Source organism: Alloyangia pacifica, assembly GCF_003111685.1.
Lineage (GTDB): Bacteria > Pseudomonadota > Alphaproteobacteria > Rhodobacterales > Rhodobacteraceae > Salipiger > Salipiger pacificus_A.
In genome coordinates this window covers 2,350,886-2,369,658 of sequence record NZ_CP022189.1, presented here as the reverse complement: position 1 = coordinate 2,369,658, position 18,773 = coordinate 2,350,886, and the positions used below count along the sequence as shown (strand labels likewise).

Here is an 18,773-nt window from a genome sequence, read left to right as displayed (position 1 = left end):
CAGCAGCGGGGGGCACACCCCGTGCCGCCATGGGAAATCTTGTGCCGGCGAAGAAAGCGGCCGCGGGCCCGTTCAGGCCACGAGGCTGTGGGCGATGCCTTCGAGCAGGCCGAGGCATTGCGCCAGCTGACCGCGGGTGACGAATTCGTCGGGCTTGTGGGCCTGGGCGATCTCTCCGGGGCCGCAGACCACCACGGACAGACCCATCTGCTGGAACAGGCCGGCCTCGGTGCCGAAGGGCACCACGTCGGCGGAATTGCTGCCGGTGAGGCGGGAGATCAGATCGCGCGCCGCGTTGTCCTCCATCGGGATCAGCCCGGCGACCTCGCCGATCACCTCGGTGGTGATCTCGGCGTCGGGGTGCACGGCGCGCATGGCGGGCAGCAGTTCATTCTCAATGCAATGGGCCAGCGCCTCGTTGACGAACTCGGCGTCGCCGGGCTGCACCGGGCGCATTTCCCAATCGACCTCGGCCTTGCCGGGAATGACGTTGTGCGCGACACCGCCGGCGAGGCGGCCGACGTTCACCGTGGTCCAAGGCGGATCGAAGCGGCTGCCGTGCGGCGCGCGGGCCTTCAGCGCCTCGGCCATCTCCATCAGCCGCTGGGTATAGCGCAGCGCGTAGAGCACCGCGTTCACGCCGCGGTCGGGGGCGGAGCCATGGCCCTCGAGCCCCGAGAACCGCGTGGTGTATTCGCAGCAGCCCTTGTGCCCCTCGATCAGCCGCATGCCGGTGGGCTCGCCGATGATCGCCATGCGCGGCGCGTGGCCGCGGCGCTGTAGCTCGGGCACCAATGCGCGGGCGCCGAGGCAGCCGACCTCCTCGTCATGGGTGAAGCAAAGATGCAGAGGGCGGCGCAGCGTCATCTTCGAGACCGGCTCGGCCAAGGCCAGCGCGGCGGCGATGAAGCCCTTCATGTCGCAGGTACCACGGCCGTAGAGGTGATCGTCGCGCAGGGTCAAGGTGAAGGGGTCGCTGCTCCAGTCCTGATCGGTCACCGGCACCACATCGGAATGCCCCGAGACCACCACGCCGCCGGGGATGTCCGGGCCGAGCGTGGCAAACATATTGGCCTTGGTGCCGGTCGCGTCGCGGAAAATCTCGACCTTTGCACCGAGGTGCTCGAGGTGATCGCCCATCATGGCCATCATCGCGAGATTGCTCTCGCTCGAGACGGTCGGGCAGGCGATGAGGTGCTTCAGGTGCTCCTCGGTGGCGGGCAGAAGATGGCTCATGACCGAAGGCTTAGCAGGGACGGACGCCCGGTCAAACCTCTTGCGACCCGCGAAGAGGAAGAAGGCGCCCAATCCCTTGTGTGTACCGGGGGCGTTTCAGGGGACGCAGAGGCCGGCGTTTCGCTCTGCTCGGAAGGACACGAAGATATGGCGTTTTTCTCGCCTTTTGCTCTTGAAATGTGCGGTTGCGGGGCCGCTACGCCGGAGGTCACGGCGATTCTGCGCTGATTTTCATCGAAATTTCGGTTCAGGCGCCATTCGTGACCCCGCGGAAGCCGGAGGTAATCGGCCTGCTGAGCAATGTGTCATGACGATTTTTTGCTGCGAAGGGACGCATTTGTGCCCGATGGTCCTGCAAAGACGCGAATCTCTTCGCGTTCCCGGCAACACGGTTGCAACATGGGTCTGGACGCGCTCTTATCCTACGCAAGACAGCGGAGAAAAATCCGCGGAACACAAAACGGGGAGCCGGATTTGCCAGATACCGGGACAAGCGACGCTTTTGTCGCCTTTGAGCGCGTGCAGAAAAGCTATGATGGCGAGACCCTTGTCGTCAAAGATCTGAACCTGAGCCTGCCCAAGGGCGAGTTTTTGACCATGCTGGGACCGTCGGGTTCAGGCAAGACCACCTGCCTGATGATGCTCGCCGGTTTCGAGACCGCCACCCATGGCGAGATCAAGCTCGACGGCGTGTCGATCAACAATATCCCGCCGCACAAGCGGGGCATCGGTATGGTCTTCCAGAATTACGCCCTTTTCCCGCACATGACCGTTGCCGAGAACCTCAGCTTCCCGCTCGAGGTGCGCAAGATCGGCAAGTCGGACCGCGAGGCCAAGGTCAAGCGGGCCCTCGACATGGTCGAAATGGGGGCCTTCGGCGGCCGCCGCCCGGCGCAGCTCTCGGGCGGCCAGCAACAGCGGATCGCGCTGGCGCGCGCACTGGTGTTTGAGCCCGAACTGGTGCTGATGGACGAGCCGCTCGGCGCGCTCGACAAACAGCTGCGCGAGAAGATGCAGTTCGAGATCACCGACCTGGCGCACCGACTGGGGATCACCGTGGTCTACGTGACGCACGACCAGACCGAGGCGCTGACCATGTCTGACCGCGTCGCCGTCTTCAACGACGGGCGCATCCAACAGCTCGCCCCGCCGGATCAGCTCTACGAGCAGCCCGAGAACAGCTTCGTGGCGCAGTTCATCGGCGAGAACAACACACTCGAGGGCACCATCGCCGAGATCAGGGGCGACAATTGCGTGGTCAAGCTGGACGGGGGCGAGGTGATCGACGCCAAGCCGGTCAACGTGACCAAGGTCGGCGAGCGTACTCGTGTTTCGATCCGCCCCGAGCGCGTCGAATACAACAAGGACCGCCTGCAAGAAGGCGCCCACACGCTCAAGGCCAAGGTGCTCGAGTTCATCTACATGGGCGACATCTTCCGCACTCGGCTCGAAGTGGCCGGCAACCGCGACTTCGTCATCAAGACACGCAACGCGCCCGACCAGGTACGCCTGACCCCGGGCACCGAGATCGAGATCGGCTGGTTGCCCGAGGATTGCCGAGCGCTCGACGCCAACTGACGAGACTCTGCCCGCGCTGTCCCCCTTGCAGTGGGCGGGCGGTGCGGACCGGAAAGGTTCCGGCGGTTTGCCCGTGTCCTGGAACCCACAATACACAACGGGCTATCTAAGGGAGTTACAGATGAAACGGACCAAGACCCTCCTGGCCACCACCGCGCTCACGGTTGCCGCAGGCGCCGTCTCCGCGCAGGAAATGGCCAACGACATGACCCTCGTGTCGTGGGGCGGCGCGTATCAGACGAGCCAGATCAAGGCCTATGCCGACCCCTACAAGGAAATGCACCCCGAGGTGAACATCTCCTGGGATGAAAGCTCGGCCGAAGCCGTGGCAAAGCTGCGCGCGATGAACGAGGCCGGCAACATCACTTGGGACCTCGTCGACGTCGTGGCCTCTGACGCCATCCGCCTGTGCGACGAAGGCCTCGCCATGGAATACGATCCCGACGAGCTGCTCGCCGAGGCAGATGACGGCACCTCGGCCGAGGACGACTTCGGCGACATGATCGTCTCCGACTGCTTCATCCCGCAGATCGTCTATTCGACCACCTTCGGTTACCGCACCGACATGGTGCCCGAGGGCGCGGATGCGCCGTCGGACATCTGCTCGATCTTTGATCTCGAGACCTACCCGGGCAAGCGCTCGCTCGAGAAGCGCCCGATCAACAACATGGAATGGGCGCTGTACTGCGACGGCGTGGCCAAGGACGAGATCTACGACGTTCTGGCTACCCCGGAAGGCCAGGACCAGGCGCTCGCCAAGCTCGACACCATCAAGGACAGCGTCGTGTGGTGGTCCGCTGGTGCCGACACACCGCAGCTTCTGGCGGACGGCGAAGTCTTCATGGGCTCGACCTACAATGGCCGCCTGTTCTCGGTGATCGAGGAGCAGGACCAGCCGGTCGCCATGATGTGGGACATGCAGGTGTTCGATCTCGACGGCTGGATCATCCCCGAAGGCCTTGACGACGCCGCTCTGGCGCGCGTGAAGGACTTCGTGAAGTTCGCCACCGACACCCAGCGTCTGGCCGATCAGGCCGCCTACATCTCCTATGGTCCGGCACGCCAGTCGTCCGCTCCGCTTGTCGGTCAGCACGCCGACCTGGGCATCGACATGGCGCCGCATATGCCGACCGATCCGGCAAACGCGACGAACACGCTGCTCTACAACTACGAGTTCTGGGCGGACTATCGCGACGACATCGACGCGAAGTTCCAGGCCTGGCTCGCGCAATAAGCGCAGACGCGACATGGAGGGGGGCCGCATGGCCCCTCTCTGCACTCAAAGACCCATAATCTAATAAAAACAGACCCGCAGGGGGTAGGATGACAGCTTCGACCGATGTCCCGGAGAAAGGTGCCAACGGGCCCATGCTGGCCGCGGATGGCACGCCGCTAAAAAAGAGCCTGTCTCGGGCGTTGCGCGTGCAGAAGTTGCGAGCCCTCGCGCTCATCGCTCCACTGCTGATCTTCGTTCTGGTCACCTTCATCGCGCCGATCGGGGACATGCTGTTCCGCTCGGTTGAGAACCAGATTGTTTCGAACACGATGCCCACGACCACCAGGGCGCTCTACGACTGGGACGGCACGGGCCTGCCGCCCGACCAGGTGTTCGAAGATGCCTATTACGATCTGTTTGTGGCCGCCGAACGCAAGGAGCACACCCGCCTCGGTTCGCGCCTGAACTACGAACAGACAGGCGCATCGTCGCTCTTCCGCAAGTCGGGCCGTGGGCTCGACGACATCGGTGAGCTCTATCAGGATCAGTTCGAGGATCTCGACGAGAATTGGGACGACGCGCAGACTTGGGCCGAGATGATGGGCTCCGAGGACTGGCTCGCCAAGGAAGCCGCCTGGGAGAAAGGCGAGCGCCTGCCGAAATTCGCGCTGCGTGACGGCGTCGAGGAGCTGCTGCCGCGCACCGCCGAGCAATATGAGATCTTCGCGAATTACACCCACCGCGAAGAGGGGGACTCCCTGCTCGACGAAGAGCCCTGGTCGGCGGTGCACACCGCCCTCTACCAGGACCTCTCGACGCAGGACGTGTCGGGCTACGCCGGCCCCCACGCCGACATGCTCAAGGCCGCCGCCGCGCTGGTGGCCAGCCCCGATTTCGAGACCGTCAGCTTCAAGGACGGCTTCGGCGAGATCGACAAGGACTGGCTCGAGCCGCAGATCTGGCGGACGCTGAAGCTCTACGCGCCCGATTACACCTCGGGCTATTTCCTCAACTCGGTGGACATGAAACTCACGCCGGACGGTGCCGAGGCGCGCCCGGAGAACGAGCGCATCTACATCATGCTCTTCAAGCGCACGCTGTTTATGAGCCTGGTGATCACCTGCAGCTGCATCCTGCTGGGCTACCCGGTGGCCTACATCCTGTCGAACCTGCCGGCGCGCAAGGCGAACCTGCTGATGATCCTCGTGCTGCTGCCGTTCTGGACCTCGCTTCTGGTGCGAACCTCGGCCTGGAAGATCATGCTGCAGCAGCAGGGCGTCATCAACGATGTGCTGGTGTGGATCGGACTGGTTGCCGATGACGGTCGCCTGACGATGATCAACAACCAGTTCGGCACGATCGTGGCGATGACCCACATCCTGCTGCCCTTCATGATCCTGCCGATGTACTCGGTGATGTCGACGATCCCCAAGACCTATGTCCGGGCGTCGAAATCGCTGGGCGCGACCGACTGGACGACCTTCTGGCGGGTCTATTTCCCGCAATCGGTGCCGGGCATCGGCGCGGGGTCGATCCTCGTGTTCATCCTCGCCATCGGCTACTACATCACCCCCGAGATCGTCGGCGGCACCACCGGTACCTTCATCTCGAACCGGATCGCCTATCATATCTCGACGTCGCTGAACTGGGGCCTCGCGGCCGCGCTCGGCTCGATCCTGCTGGCGGTGGTCCTGATCCTCTACTGGGCCTACGACCGCATCGTCGGCATCGACAACGTGAAGCTGGGGTAACGGCCATGAGCAACGTCATTCTCACGCCCGCCATCAAGAAACCCCTGTCGCTGACCCTACCGGTGCTCGCCGCGGCGGGGGCCTTCGCCGGGGTCTTCATCGGCGCGGCCAACGGCTCGGTGCTGCTCGGCATCCTGCTCGGCGCGCTGGTCATGGCCGGCTTCGCCTTTGCCGCCATGTCGCTGTCGAAGGAGCTGGAAAAGCCGTTGCGCTGGGGCATCATCGTCGTCTTCGCGCTGCTGGGCTTTCTCAGCGGGGGCGTCTCGGGCGGCCTTGTCGGAGTGCTCTTCGGCTGGTTCTTCGGCTGGTTCACCTACTGGATCGGCTTTGGGCGCTACCGGGTGCCGCTGGTGCCCTATCTGTCGTCGGGACAGGTGCTCTGGCATTACAGCTTCCGCGTCATCTGCGGCGCGATCTTCGTCTTCCTGATCACGCCGATCCTGGTGGTCATGCCGCTTTCGTTCAACGCGGAGGACTTCTTCACCTTCACCCCCGAGATGCTGCGCTTCGATCCGGCGGGCTACTCGCTGAAACACTACCGGGACTTCTTCACCAATCCCGAATGGACCGGCGCGGTGAAGAACTCGCTGATCATCGCGCCGCTGGCGACGATCATCTCGGTGAGCCTTGGCACGTTGGCGGCCATCGGCCTGTCGCAAAGTCACGTTCCGGGCAAGCGCGCGATCATGGCCATCTTGATCTCGCCGATGATCGTGCCGCTGATCATCTCGGCCACCGGCATGTATTTCTTCTACTCGAAGATCAATATCGTCGGCACGCTCTGGGGCGTGGTTCTGGCGCATGCGGTGCTGGGCATTCCCTTTGTGATCATCACCGTCACAGCGACGCTGGTCGGCTTCGACCGGAGCCTCGTGCGGGCGGCGGCAAACATGGGCGCGAACCCGGTGACCACCTTCTTCCGGGTGCAGATGCCGCTGATCCTGCCCGGGGTGATCTCGGGCGCGCTCTTTGCCTTCATCACCTCCTTCGACGAGGTGGTGGTGGTGCTGTTCATCGGCTCGGCCGAGCTCCAGACCCTGCCGTGGCAGATGTTCACCGGCCTGCGCGAGCAGCTCTCGCCGACCATCCTCGCGGCGGCGACGGTGCTGGTGGCGATCTCGATCCTGCTGCTGGCGACGGTCGAGATGCTGCGCCGCCGCTCCGAGCGCCTGCGGGGCATGTCGCCGGGCTGAGCGCTGGTACAGGCGAAAGAACGCTGGAGAGCCGCGGATCACCGCGGCTCTTCACGTTTCGGAAACCGGTGCCGGGGCAAGCTGCGCGGAGATTCACTCCCAGTCGCGTGGCCCCCATGACCCAACACGATTCCCAGCTTATCGCGCAAACCCGCAACAGCGCCGTTGGCGAGGTGCCCTTCGATCTGAAGGACCTGTTCTTCTCGCGCACCGACGAACGCGGCGTGATCATTCACGGCAACAGCGTGTTCCGGAAGATCTCGGGCTACATGTGGGAGGAGTTGAAAGGCGCGCCGCACAAGCTCGTGCGCCATCCCGACATGCCCAAGGGCGTGTTCCAGCTCTACTGGGACAAGCTGAAGGCAGGGGATTACGTCGCCGCCTACGTGAAGAACAAGTCCAAGGACGGGCGCTATTACTGGGTGCTTGCCGTGGCCTGGCCGATCGCGGGGGGGTATATCTCGGTCCGGGTCAAACCCTGCTGCGGTCTTCTCGACCGGGTGAAGGAAATCTATTCTCGCCTGCGCGAAGCGGAGACCGAACAGGGGGCCACCCCGGCCCGCAGCAAGGACATGCTGCTGGCCGAGGTCGCGGAGCTTGGCTACACGTCCTACGAGGGATTCATGACCGCCGCGCTCGCGCAGGAGCTGGAGGCCCGGGCGCAGCGCATGGGCACCAAGCTCGGCCCCCGGCAGTTGCGCTTCATGACCATGGCCAAGACCATCCTACAAATCCGCGAGGAAACCGACCGGATGACCGAGATCATCAAGGCGATCCGCACGGTGCCGATGAACATGCGCATCCTCGCCTCGCGGCTGGAAAACGCTGGTGGGCCGATCAGCGCCATCTCGGTCAACTACGGCTCGATGCTCGACGAAATGGCGGCTTGGGTGCGCGGCTTCGTCGAGGGGGAGGACAGCACCTACATGCGCATGCTGACGACGATTCAGCAGGGCCAGTTTCTCGTTTATGCCGGCAGCCTGCAGGCCGAGATGTCGGCGATCTTCCAGGAGGATGTGCGCCATGCCAGCGCGAAAGAGGACGTCATCCGGGACAAGGAAACCCTGATCGCCGAGGAGATCGTCTTTCAGAAGGCGGCGATCGACGCGCTCAAGGTCGTCGAGATCGAGGCGACGCGGCTCGGGCGGTCGGTGCTGGACATGAAGCGCTATGTCACCGGGCTCAGCTCCACGCGCATGATGTGCAAGATCGAGAGCGCGGCGCTCAGCGGCACCGGGGACTCTCTGGCCGGGATCGTCGACCAACTCGACGCGGGGCAGGATGAAATCGAGGCGCGGCTCGCCCGGATCGTCGAGCTGAACACGGTTATCCAGTCAAATACGGCGATGCTGCGCGCGATGAGTTGACCTAACGCATTCCGGCGACCGTCGCACAGGCAAACGGCCCGCGCGGGGCGCGGGCCGTTGTCGGGATGCGAAACCCGGGGGCGGGGGTGATCCCCCCTGAGCGGCCGCTTACGAGCGGACCAGCTTTTCGTAGGTCTCGGCGATGTCGCGGGTCAGCGCGCCAACCTCGAATGTGTAATCGCCAATCTGTCCGACCGGGGTCACCTCGGCGGCAGTGCCGGTCAGCCAGCACTGCTCGAAGCGTTCCATCTCCTCGGGCAGGATGTGGCGCTCGTGCACCGTGATGCCCTTTTCCTTCAGAAGCTTGATCACCGTCTGACGGGTCAGGCCGTTGAGGAAGCAGTCGGGCGTCGGCGTGTGGACCTCGCCATCCTTCACGAAGAAGATGTTGGCGCCGGTCGCCTCGGCCACGTAGCCGCGGTAGTCCATGAAGAGCGCGTCCGAGCAGCCCTTGGCTTCGGCGGCGTGTTTGGAGGTGGTGCAGATCATGTAGAGGCCCGCTGCCTTGGCGTGCACGGGGATCGTCTCCGGGCTCGGGCGCTTCCATTTCGCGATGTCGAGCTTGGCGCCCTTCATCTTGGCGTCGCCGTAGTAGTTGCCCCAAGCCCATGCCGCGATCGCCAGGCGCACGGGGTTGCGCGCCGAGGCGACGCCCATGTCCTGACCCGCGCCACGCCATGCGACAGCGCGCACGTAGGCATCGGTGAAGCCGTTGGCTTTCAGCACCGCGTCCTTGGCCGCGTCGATTTCTTCAACGGAATAGGGGATCTGGAAATCGAGCTCGCCGGCCGAGAAATGCAGCCGCTTGGAATGCTCGTGGCCGAGGAAGATCTTGCCGTTGTAGGCCCGCTCGCCCTCGAAGACCGAGCTCGCGTAATGCAGCGCATGCGTCAGGACGTGAACCTTGGCATCTCGCCATTCCACCATCTGGCCATCCATCCAGATCTTGCCGTCGCGGTCGTCGAAAGCTCCGTCCATGGGTCATCTCCTTCACACAGGCGCTTTGCATTAGTTGCGTTCTTTAGGTCCGCCTCGGACATAATGTTGCGCAAAAACTGCGACTCGCTAACAGTTCGCTCTTGGAATGTCAACAACGCTGACTTAAAGTGCAGAAAACGAACGCAGAGGGTTTCATGGCAGAGGCGTCGGCAAGTCAGGTTCTGGGCGGTGAGTCGCTGCTCTTTCTGACGGATGAGCAGCTGCGGCAGGGGATCGAGGCGATGTTCTTCGCCTATCGCGGGTTCACCGCCGACCCGGACCGCATCCTGCAGGGGCTCAGCTACGGTCGGGCCCACCATCGCGCGATCCATTTCATCCATTGCGCGCCGGGCACCACGGTCAACAACCTGCTCAATATTCTCGGGGTCACCAAGCAATCGCTCAACCGGGTGCTGCGCACGCTGGTCGAGGACGGGCTGGTCGAAAGCCGGGTTGGCCGCGCCGACAAGCGCGAGCGCCATCTTTACCTGACCGAGGCCGGGGACGCGCTGGAAAAGCAGCTCTCAGACGCGCAGCGCGCGCGGATGCGGGCGGCGTACCGGCAGGTCGGACCCGAGGCGGTGGCGGGCTTCAAGCAGGTGCTCGAGGCGATGATGGACCCCGAGATGCAGCGCCAGTACCAGCGGCTCCGGGAGAACCGCGGATGAGCGATCCAGACGCGCATCTGCTGATCGTCGACGACGATGAACGCATCCGGAGCCTACTGCAGAAGTTCCTGATCCGCCACGGCTTTCTTGTCAGCGCGGCGCGCGACGCGGCGCATGCGCGGCGGCTTCTCGCGGGGCTCGATTTCGACCTGATCGTGCTCGACGTGATGATGCCCGGTGAGGACGGCATCAGCCTCACCCGCGCGCTTCGCGAGACCCGCCACACGCCGATCATGCTGCTCACCGCCCGGGGCGAGACCGAGGACCGGATTGCCGGGCTCGAGGCCGGGGCGGACGACTACCTGGCCAAGCCCTTCGAGCCCAAGGAGCTGTTGCTGCGGATCAACGCGATCCTGCGCCGCATGCCCGAGAGCCCCGCCGCCGACGCGATCCAGCCCAAGCTGCTGACCCTCGGCCCGATCCGCTACGACATCGAGCGCGGCGAGATGTGGCACGGCGACGACCTGGTGCGGCTGACCGCGACCGAGAGCCAGCTGATGCGCATCTTCTCGGCCAAGCCCGGCGAGGCGCTGAGCCGCACGCGGCTGGTCGAGGAACTGGGCCGCGACAAGGGTCAGGCGCAGGAGCGCGCGGTCGACGTGCAGATCACCCGCCTGCGCCGTAAAATCGAGAGCGATCCCAAGCAACCGCGCTATCTGCAGACCGTGCGCGGCGCGGGATACATGCTGGCGCCTGATTGACCGCAGCAGGAGGGGGTCCGCCTGCCGGCGTACCTGCCCTTGTCCCTGCAGAGGAATCACGCTCTGCTGCCTCGGACCCACAACCGGAGGAGGGCCACAATGGGCTGCGCGCTGATCACCCATGCCGACTGTCTCGACCACCTGACACCCGACGGCCACCCCGAACAGGTGGCCCGGCTCGACCACGTGCTGCACGCCTTGCAGGGGCTTGATCTGTTGCGCTTAGCTGCGCCGCGCTGCGAGGATCGCGACATCCTGCGGGTGCACCCTCAGGCCTATCTCGACCGGCTGAGCGGGGCGCTGCCCGGCGAAGGGCTGATCCCGCTCGACGAGGACACCTGGCTCTCGCCGCGTTCGCTGGAGGCCGCGCGGCGCGCGGTCGGCGGAGCGGTGCGGGCGGTGGATGCAGTTCTGGCGGGGGAGGTAAAGACCGCCTTCTGCGCCACCCGTCCGCCTGGCCACCACGCCGAGGCCGAGACGCCCATGGGCTTCTGCCTCTTCGGCAATGCGGCGATCGCGGCGAAACACGCGCTCGACCACCACGGGCTGGAGCGCGTCGCCATCGTCGACTTTGACGTGCACCACGGCAACGGCACGCAGGCCCTTCTCTGGGATGAGCCGCGCGCTTTGGTTGTCACCTCGCAGCAATACCCGCTCTGGCCCGGCACCGGCGCGGCCGACGAGACCGGCGGGCACCACAATGTGCTCAACCTCCCCCTGCCGCCGGGCAGCGGAGGCGCGGAGATGCGCGCCGCCTACGCGGCACAGGCCTTCCCGCGGCTCGAGGCCTTCCGTCCCGAGCTCGTCATCATTTCGGCCGGCTTCGACGCCCATGCCGACGACCCGCTGGCCGAGCTCAACTGGCGCGAGGAGGACTTCGAATGGCTCACCCGCGAGCTTTGCCGGATCGCGCAGGGCACCGCGCAGGGGCGGGTGGTCTCGCTTCTCGAAGGTGGTTATGATCTGCGCGCGCTCGCGGACTCGGCCCGGGTGCACGTAGAAGAATTGATCGAGGCAGGCAGATGACTGACACCCCCGTCGCAGAGATGAGCTTTGAACAGGCAATGGCGGAGCTCGAGCAGGTGGTGACCCAGCTCGAACGCGGCGAGGTGCCGCTCGAGGAGTCGATTGCGCTCTACCAGCGCGGCAGCGAGTTGCGGAAGCACTGCGAGACCAAGCTCAAGGCGGCCGAGGAGAAGGTCGCCGCGATCACCCTCGACGCGAACGGCGAGCCCACGGGCACCAAGCCGGTCGAGGGGCTCTGACCCTCCATGTTCGCACAATCCCTGGTCGGTGCGGCGGCGGCAGTCGCCGCCCACCTCGAAAGTGTCCTGGACGAGCACGAGGCACTGCCGGTGGTCGAGGCCATGGGCTATGCCACCCGCGGCGGCAAGGCGCTGCGCGGTTATCTGGTGCTGGAATCCGCCCGGCTGCACGGGGTGCCCGAGGGCCACGCGATCTGGTCCGCCTGCGCCATCGAAGCCGTGCACGCCTATTCGCTGGTGCATGACGATCTGCCTTGCATGGACAATGACGACCTGCGCCGGGGTCTGCCCACGGTGCACCGCAAGTGGGACGAGGCGACGGCGGTCCTCGCCGGGGATGCGCTGCAGGCGCTCGGCTTCGAGCTGGTGAGCCACCCGCGTTGCCATCCCTCGGGCGCGGTGCGCGCCGATCTGGCGCTGTCGCTGGCCCGCGCCGCGGGCGCGCGCGGCATGGTCATGGGGCAGGCGCTCGACATGGCCGCCGAGGCCACCGACGTGCCGCTGGACCTGGCGCAGATCACCGCGCTGCAGGCAGGTAAGACCGGTGCTTTGATCCGCTGGTCTGCAGAGGCCGGCGCGCGGCTGGCCGAGGTCGACCCGGCGCCGCTCACCGCCTACGCGGACCGGCTCGGTCTTGCCTTCCAGATCGCCGACGACATCCTCGACGTCGAAGGCGATGCGGCGATGATGGGCAAGGCCGTGGGCAAGGATGCCGGGCGCGGCAAGGCCACCTTCGTCTCGCTGCTGGGACTCGACGCCGCCAAGCTGCGCGCGCAGCAACTGGTGGACGAGGCCTGCGACGCACTATCTCCCTATGCAGACCGGGCGGAAAACTTGCGGGCCGCAGCCCGCTTCGTTATCTCCCGCAGCAACTGACGCCAGAGGTGCACCCTATGTCCTCCCGCCCCGAGACTCCCATGCTCGACCGTGTGACCACGCCCGCCGATCTCAAGCGGCTCTCGGATGACGAGCTGATCCGGCTTGCCCACGAGTTGCGTTCCGAAACCATTTCGGCTGTCTCCGAAACGGGTGGTCACCTTGGGGCCGGGCTCGGCGTGGTGGAGCTGACGGTGGCATTGCACGCGGTCTTCGACACGCCGCGAGACAAGCTGATCTGGGACGTCTCGCACCAGTGCTACCCGCACAAGATCCTCACCGGCCGCCGCGACCGCATCCGCACGCTGCGCATGAAGGATGGGCTGTCGGGCTTCGCGAAACGCTCCGAGAGCCCCTATGACCCCTTCGGCGCCGGCCACAGCTCGACCTCGATCAGTGCCGCGCTCGGATTTGCCATGGCGCGCGAGCTCGGCGGTTCCTGCGAGACCGGGCTTGGCGATGCCATCGCGGTGATCGGCGACGGCTCGATGTCGGCGGGCATGGCCTTCGAGGCGATGAACAACGCTGGCCACCTCGGCAAGCGGCTGATCGTCATCCTCAACGACAACGAGATGTCCATCGCGCCGCCGACCGGCGCCATGTCGTCCTACCTCAGCCGGCTCTATGCAGAGGCGCCGTTCCACGATCTCAAGGCCGCCGCCAAGGGTGCTGTGAGCCTGCTGCCGCCGCCCTTCCGCGAGGGTGCCAAGCGCGCCAAGGACTTGCTGAAGTCGATGACGGTGGGCGGCACGCTCTTCGAGGAGTTGGGCTTTTCCTATCTCGGCCCGATCGACGGGCACGACCTCGACCAGCTGCTGCCGGTGCTGCGCGCGGTCAAGGCGCGGGCCACCGGACCGATCCTGATCCACGTGCTGACCAAAAAGGGCAAGGGCTATGCCCCGGCCGAGGGCTCGGCCGACCGCGGCCATGCCCGCGCCAAGTTCGACGTGGTCACCGGCGAGCAGAAGAAGGCACCCTCCAATGCGCCAGCCTACACCAAGGTCTTCGCCAGAGCCCTCACGCAGCTCGCCGCCGCGGATCCGCGGATCTGTGCGGTGACCGCCGCCATGCCCGACGGCACGGGGCTCGACCTGATGGCCGAGCGCTTCCCGGACCGCGTTTTCGACGTGGGCATCGCCGAGCAGCACGGGGTGACCTTCTCCGCGGGTCTCGCGGCGGGCGGGATGAAACCCTTCTGCGCCATGTATTCGACCTTCCTGCAGCGGGGCTACGATCAGGTGGTGCACGACGTGGCGATCCAGCGCCTGCCGGTGCGCTTCGCCATCGACCGCGCAGGGCTGGTGGGCGCCGACGGCGCCACCCACGCGGGCGCGTATGACGTCGCCTTCATGGCCAACTTGCCGGGCATGGTGGTCATGGCCGCCGCCGACGAGTCCGAACTGGTCAATATGGTCGCCACCGCCGCCGCGCATGACGAGGGGCCCATCGCGTTCCGCTACCCGCGCGGCGAAGGCGTGGGCGTCGAGATGCCCGAGACCCCGCAGATCCTTCCCATTGGCAAGGGCCGGATGATCCGGAGCGGAAGCAGGGTGGCGATCCTCAGCTTTGGCACTCGGCTGCAGGAGGTGCTCAAGGCCTGCGAGAAACTCGAGGCGCGGGGCATCTCTCCCACGGTCGCCGACGCCCGCTTCGCCAAGCCGCTCGACCGCGAGCTGATCCTGCAATTGGCGCAGGACCACGAGGCGCTGTTCACCATTGAGGAGGGGGCGGTCGGCGGTTTCGGCAGCCACGTTGCGCAGCTGCTGTCGGACGAGGGCGTCTTCGACCACGGACTGAAGTTCCGCTCGATGGTGCTGCCCGACACCTTCATCGACCACTCCAGCCCCGCCGACATGTATGCGACGGCCGGTCTCAATGCCGAACAGATCGAGGAAAAGGTCCTCACCACTCTCGGCGTCGACGTCCTCAACAAGCGCGCCTGACCGCAGCCCGGGCGGGCACCTCCGCCTTTCTTCTACCGAGAAGATACCCCAGGGGGTGAGCCCGTGGGGCGGGGGGCGGCGCCCCCACTCTGGCTTCGCTTTGCCGGCCTGGACACGCTTGCGTGTCGCCGGGCCCAAAACCCTTGCCCCGATCAGGGCGACCCGTTAGGACGCGCCCCACACCGGTCGCAGCCTACCCGGTCATCAAAACAAGGGTTCACAAATGAAGACTATCGTCATCTGCTCCGGCGGGCTGGATTCCGTCTCGCTCGCCCACATGGTTGCCGCAAACGGCGACCTCACGCGCCTCGTCTCCTTCGACTACGGCCAGCGACACGCCAAGGAACTCGACTTCGCCAAGGCCGCCGCCGCGCGGCTCGGTGTTCCGTTCCAGCGCATTGACATGCGCGGCATCGGCGCGGCGCTCACCGGTTCGGCGCTGACCTCGGACATCGACGTGCCCGACGGGCATTACGCCGAGGAGACCATGCGCATCACCGTGGTCCCCAACCGCAACGCCATCATGCTCGCCATCGCCTTCGGCGTCGCCGCGGCCAATGGCGACGAGGCGGTTGCCACCGCCGTGCATGGCGGGGATCACTTCATCTATCCCGACTGCCGCCCCGGCTTCACCCGCGCCTTCGAGGCGATGCAGCGCGCGGCGCTCGACGGCTACGCGGATGTGCAGCTCTACACGCCCTTCGTCGAGCGCAGCAAGGCGGACATCGTCACCGAGGGGGCAAGGTGCGGCACCCCCTTCGCCGAGACTTGGTCCTGCTACAAGGGCGGCGAGGTGCATTGCGGCTGCTGCGGCACCTGCGTCGAGCGGCGCGAGGCGTTCCACCTTGCGGGGATCGAGGATCCGACCATCTACGCCGACCCCGACTTCTGGGTCCGGGCCGTCGCCAGCCGGGAGGAGGCGTGATGTTCCGGATCAGCAAGGAGTTCCACTTCTCTGCCTCGCACCAGCTGACGCATCTGCCGAGCGATCACCAATGCGCCCGGATGCACGGCCACAACTACATCGTCGTCGTCGAGTTGGCGGCGCGCGCGCTCAATGCGGACGGCTTCGTGCGCGACTATCACGAGCTGGCGCCGCTCAAGGCCTATATCGACGAGTGCTTCGATCACCGGCATCTCAACGACGTGCTGAACGTGGCCTCCACCGCCGAGAACCTCGCGCTGCATTTCTACGAATGGTGCGCCGCGCGCTGGCCCGAAACCGCCTCGGTCAAGGTCAGCGAGACGCCGAAAACCTGGGCCGAGTACCGGCCCGCGCCGCTGGCGGCCTGACATGGTGCTGCGCATTGCCGAGATTTTCGGCCCGACGATCCAGGGCGAGGGCGCGCTGATCGGCGAGCCCACCGTCTTTGTCCGCGCAGGCGGCTGCGACTACCGCTGCAGCTGGTGCGACAGTCTGCACGCGGTCGACAGCGCCTGGCGCCACACTTGGACCCCGATGAGCGATGACGAGGTCTGGGCCGAAGTCACGCGCCTGTCGGGCGGGCGGCCGATCACCGTCTCGCTGAGCGGCGGCAACCCGGCGATCCAGGACTTCGGCCCGGTGATCGAGATGGGCCGGGCAGAGGGCTACCGCTTCGCCTGCGAGACGCAGGGCTCGGTGGCGCGCCCGTGGTTCGCGCGCCTCGACACGCTGGTGCTCAGCCCCAAGCCACCCTCGAGCGGTGAGACGGTGGACTGGGACATCTTTGCCGCCTGCGTCGCTGCGGGGCAGGGCGCGCGGCAAGTGGTGATGAAGATCGTGATCTTCGACGCTGCTGACTACGTCTGGGCGAAGGATGCCCACGCCCGCCATCCCGAGCTGCCGCTCTACCTGCAGCCCGGCAACCCCGAGGTCGATCCGCAAGTGCCGGTCGATCCGCAGGGCCTTGCCGAAAGGCTTCTGTGGCTCACCGAGACGGCCACCGCCGACGGATGGTTCGCCGCCCGCATTTTGCCGCAGCTGCATGTGCTCCTCTGGGGCAACAAGCGCGGCGTCTGACTTCCCATTTCCGGAGATCCCGAAATGACCGACAGCATCTACAGCAACCTCAAGCAACTCGGAGGTGCCACGGTACTGCCCGCCTCGCCCGAGGAGGCAGAGCTCGAGCGCGTCCCGAACCCGCAGGCCGACGTCCCCTACAACGTGCGCTTCACCGCGCCGGAGTTCACTTCGCTCTGCCCGATGACCGGCCAGCCCGATTTCGCGCATCTGGTGATTGACTACGTGCCGGGGGCCTGGCTGGTCGAAAGCAAGGCGCTGAAGCTCTACCTTGGCGCCTTCCGCAACCATGGCGCCTTCCACGAGGATTGCACCATTTCCATCGCCCGGCGGCTGGTGGACTTCCTCGAGCCGCAATGGCTGCGCATCGGCGGCTACTGGTATCCGCGTGGCGGCATCCCGATCGACGTCTTCTACCAGACCGGGCCGATGCCCGAGGGGGTGTGGATCCCCGACCAGGGCGTGCCGCCCTATCGCGGGCGGGGCTGAGAGGACCGGGCCTCAGCGCTCCTCAGCGAGCAGCGCTGCGAGACCCGCCCGGTAATCCGGGTAGAGCAGCGTGACACCCAGCTCATGCTTGATGCGGTCGTTCCTTACCCGCTTGTTCTCGGCGTAGAAGCTGCGCGCCATGGGGCTCATCTCCGCCGCGTCGAAGGCGACCTCGGGTGGTGGCGGCAGGCCGAGCAGGGCGGCGGCATGCTGCAGCACAGCCTCGGGCGGGGCGGGGTCGTCGTCGCAGAGGTTGTAGATGGCGCCGGGGCGGGGCTGACGGATCGAGGCCTCGAGCGCCTGCGCGATGTCCTCGACGTGGATGCGGCTGAACACCTGTCCCGGCTTGACGATGCGCCGTGCCGTGCCTTGGCGGACCTTTTCGAAGGGGCCGCGGCCGGGGCCATAGATGCCTGCAAGCCGGAAGATGTGCAGGGGCAACCCGTCGATGGCCTGCCAGGCCGCCTCGGCCTCGGCGCGGGCCTCGCCGCGCGCCGTGGTGGGGGCGAGGGGTGTGTCCTCGTCCACCCAGTCGCCGCCGTGATCGCCGTAGACGCCAGTGGTCGAGAGGTAGCCCAGCCAGTCGAGCGTCGGGGCGCGTTGGGCGATGGCGGCACCGATCTCGTCCAGCGCGGGATCGCCGCCATCGCGCGGGCCGGCGGACACGAGCACATGGCTGGCCTGCGCCAGCGCCGCCTCGAGCGCGTCGCGCTGCCAGAGCACGGGCTCGACGCCCTGCGCCTTAAGGTCGGATGCCTTGGAGGGGTCGCGGTGAGTGCCGAGCACGCGCCAGCCTTGAGGGATCAGGTGGCGGGTGAGGGCGGCGGCGGAATAGCCGTGCCCGAGAGTGAGAAGCGTGCGTGTCATGGGCGGCAACCTGCGGCGAGGTGGGGCGCTTGGCAAGCCCCGTGCGTGCAGGCGCCCTTCCGCTCATGCGGCATCGCGCGGGATAGGCCAAGGCGCGCAATGGAGGTATCAGGGCGTATCTGAGGCTACGTGGAATTCGGAATGTCCCGAAAGACCGAAATGACCCGGCGCGCCTGGCTGTCGCTTGTGCTCGTGCCGCTGGTGGCGCCGCTCTCTGCCTGCGCCGTGCAGCAGGAGGAGACGCCCGAGGTGACGCGCTTCGACCCGCCGCTCTATCCCAACGAGACCCCCGAGTTGCGCGCATCGATCAACAAGTGGTCCGACTATTACGAAGTGCCCCGACGTTTGGTGCACCGTCTCGCGATCCGCGAGAGCACCCATACCCCCGAGGCGCGCAATGGTCCCTATTACGGCCTGCTGCAGATCCTCCCCGCCACAGCGCGCACCATGGGCTTTCAGGGAAAGCCGCGCGAGCTGCTCGATGCGGACACCAACCTCGAATACGGCGTGAAATACCTGCGCGGCGCCTGGTTGCTGTCGGATGGCAATCCCGACGCGGCCATCGGGCTCTATGCCAAGGGCTATTACTACGAGGCCAAGCGGCGCGGCATGCTGGTCGCGACCGGCCTGCGCCGGGGCTGAG

At 66.1% G+C, this 18,773-nt stretch carries 19 protein-coding genes; 16 read left to right on the top strand and 3 right to left on the bottom strand.

The genetic code is table 11. The annotated features are described in order from the left end of the window. Positions 1–72 precede the first annotated feature (72 nt). Entirely contained in the window at positions 73–1,236 is a 1,164-nt protein-coding gene (gene argE, locus CEW88_RS11415) for an acetylornithine deacetylase (protein ID WP_108966900.1), read from the bottom strand. A gap of 474 nt (positions 1,237–1,710) precedes the next feature. On the opposite strand from argE, the gene CEW88_RS11410 reads away from it, so the two are divergent. The 5 genes from CEW88_RS11410 to CEW88_RS11390 all read left to right on the top strand — a co-directional run bounded on the left by CEW88_RS11410 (position 1,711) and on the right by CEW88_RS11390 (position 8,341). After that, the gene (locus tag CEW88_RS11410) at positions 1,711–2,814 is read left to right on the top strand and encodes an ABC transporter ATP-binding protein (RefSeq protein WP_108966898.1); all 1,104 of its coding nucleotides are present in this window, start codon (positions 1,711–1,713) and stop codon (positions 2,812–2,814) included. Between the two features lie 121 nt (positions 2,815–2,935). Continuing rightward, entirely contained in the window at positions 2,936–4,048 is a 1,113-nt protein-coding gene (locus CEW88_RS11405) for an extracellular solute-binding protein (RefSeq protein WP_108966896.1), read from the top strand. A gap of 89 nt (positions 4,049–4,137) precedes the next feature. Beyond that, the gene (locus tag CEW88_RS11400; protein WP_108966894.1) at positions 4,138–5,781 is read left to right on the top strand and encodes an ABC transporter permease; all 1,644 of its coding nucleotides are present in this window, start codon (positions 4,138–4,140) and stop codon (positions 5,779–5,781) included. A 5-nt stretch (positions 5,782–5,786) separates the two neighbouring features. Continuing rightward, positions 5,787–6,974: an ABC transporter permease gene (locus tag CEW88_RS11395; protein ID WP_108966892.1), complete on the top strand. Its 1,188-nt coding sequence runs from the start codon at positions 5,787–5,789 to the stop codon at positions 6,972–6,974. Between the two features lie 116 nt (positions 6,975–7,090). Then, on the top strand, positions 7,091–8,341 hold the full coding sequence (locus CEW88_RS11390; RefSeq protein ID WP_108966890.1) for a PAS domain-containing protein: 1,251 nt from the start codon (positions 7,091–7,093) through the stop codon (positions 8,339–8,341). A gap of 108 nt (positions 8,342–8,449) precedes the next feature. Here the strand turns inward: CEW88_RS11390 and CEW88_RS11385 are convergent, their stop codons facing one another. Beyond that, complete coding sequence (locus CEW88_RS11385; protein WP_108966888.1) at positions 8,450–9,319, bottom strand: branched-chain amino acid aminotransferase; 870 nt, start codon at positions 9,317–9,319, stop codon at positions 8,450–8,452. A 155-nt stretch (positions 9,320–9,474) separates the two neighbouring features. On the opposite strand from CEW88_RS11385, the gene CEW88_RS11380 reads away from it, so the two are divergent. The 10 genes from CEW88_RS11380 to queF all read left to right on the top strand — a co-directional run bounded on the left by CEW88_RS11380 (position 9,475) and on the right by queF (position 17,263). Then, positions 9,475–9,987, top strand: coding sequence for a MarR family winged helix-turn-helix transcriptional regulator (locus CEW88_RS11380; RefSeq protein WP_108966886.1), 513 nt, complete (start codon positions 9,475–9,477; stop codon positions 9,985–9,987). Then, on the top strand, positions 9,984–10,688 hold the full coding sequence (locus tag CEW88_RS11375; RefSeq protein ID WP_108966884.1) for a response regulator: 705 nt from the start codon (positions 9,984–9,986) through the stop codon (positions 10,686–10,688). Before CEW88_RS11380 ends, CEW88_RS11375 begins: the two co-directional genes overlap by 4 nt. A 99-nt stretch (positions 10,689–10,787) precedes the next feature. Continuing rightward, positions 10,788–11,714, top strand: a complete 927-nt coding sequence (locus CEW88_RS11370) for a histone deacetylase family protein (RefSeq protein WP_108966882.1) — start codon at positions 10,788–10,790, stop codon at positions 11,712–11,714. After that, a complete protein-coding gene (locus CEW88_RS11365) occupies positions 11,711–11,953 on the top strand; it encodes an exodeoxyribonuclease VII small subunit (RefSeq protein WP_108966880.1) in 243 nt (80 codons plus the stop codon). Before CEW88_RS11370 ends, CEW88_RS11365 begins: the two co-directional genes overlap by 4 nt. Before the next feature lie 6 nt (positions 11,954–11,959). Further along, positions 11,960–12,829 carry a polyprenyl synthetase family protein gene (locus CEW88_RS11360; RefSeq protein ID WP_108966878.1) on the top strand — a complete coding sequence of 290 codons (870 nt, stop codon included), beginning with the start codon at positions 11,960–11,962 and terminating at the stop codon, positions 12,827–12,829. Between the two features lie 17 nt (positions 12,830–12,846). Next, positions 12,847–14,772, top strand: a complete 1,926-nt coding sequence (gene dxs, locus CEW88_RS11355) for a 1-deoxy-D-xylulose-5-phosphate synthase (RefSeq protein ID WP_108966876.1) — start codon at positions 12,847–12,849, stop codon at positions 14,770–14,772. A 223-nt stretch (positions 14,773–14,995) separates the two neighbouring features. Further along, a complete protein-coding gene (gene queC / locus CEW88_RS11345; RefSeq protein WP_108966872.1) occupies positions 14,996–15,697 on the top strand; it encodes a 7-cyano-7-deazaguanine synthase QueC in 702 nt (233 codons plus the stop codon). Further along, the gene (locus CEW88_RS11340; RefSeq protein WP_108966870.1) at positions 15,697–16,065 is read left to right on the top strand and encodes a 6-pyruvoyl trahydropterin synthase family protein; all 369 of its coding nucleotides are present in this window, start codon (positions 15,697–15,699) and stop codon (positions 16,063–16,065) included. The genes queC and CEW88_RS11340 overlap by 1 nt, the downstream gene beginning before the upstream one ends. 1 nt (position 16,066) lies before the next feature. Continuing rightward, positions 16,067–16,774 (top strand): 7-carboxy-7-deazaguanine synthase QueE, encoded by a 708-nt coding sequence (queE, locus tag CEW88_RS11335; protein WP_108966868.1) that lies wholly within the window; start codon positions 16,067–16,069, stop codon positions 16,772–16,774. A gap of 24 nt (positions 16,775–16,798) precedes the next feature. Further along, complete coding sequence (gene queF, locus CEW88_RS11330; RefSeq protein WP_108966866.1) at positions 16,799–17,263, top strand: preQ(1) synthase; 465 nt, start codon at positions 16,799–16,801, stop codon at positions 17,261–17,263. A 12-nt stretch (positions 17,264–17,275) separates the two neighbouring features. On the opposite strand, the gene CEW88_RS11325 is transcribed toward queF, so the two are convergent. Beyond that, positions 17,276–18,130, bottom strand: a complete 855-nt coding sequence (locus tag CEW88_RS11325) for an SDR family oxidoreductase (protein ID WP_108966865.1) — start codon at positions 18,128–18,130, stop codon at positions 17,276–17,278. 141 nt (positions 18,131–18,271) lie between these two features. Between CEW88_RS11325 and CEW88_RS11320 the strand changes: the two genes are divergently transcribed. Next, entirely contained in the window at positions 18,272–18,772 is a 501-nt protein-coding gene (locus tag CEW88_RS11320) for a lytic transglycosylase domain-containing protein (RefSeq protein WP_235940019.1), read from the top strand. Position 18,773 lies beyond the last annotated feature (1 nt).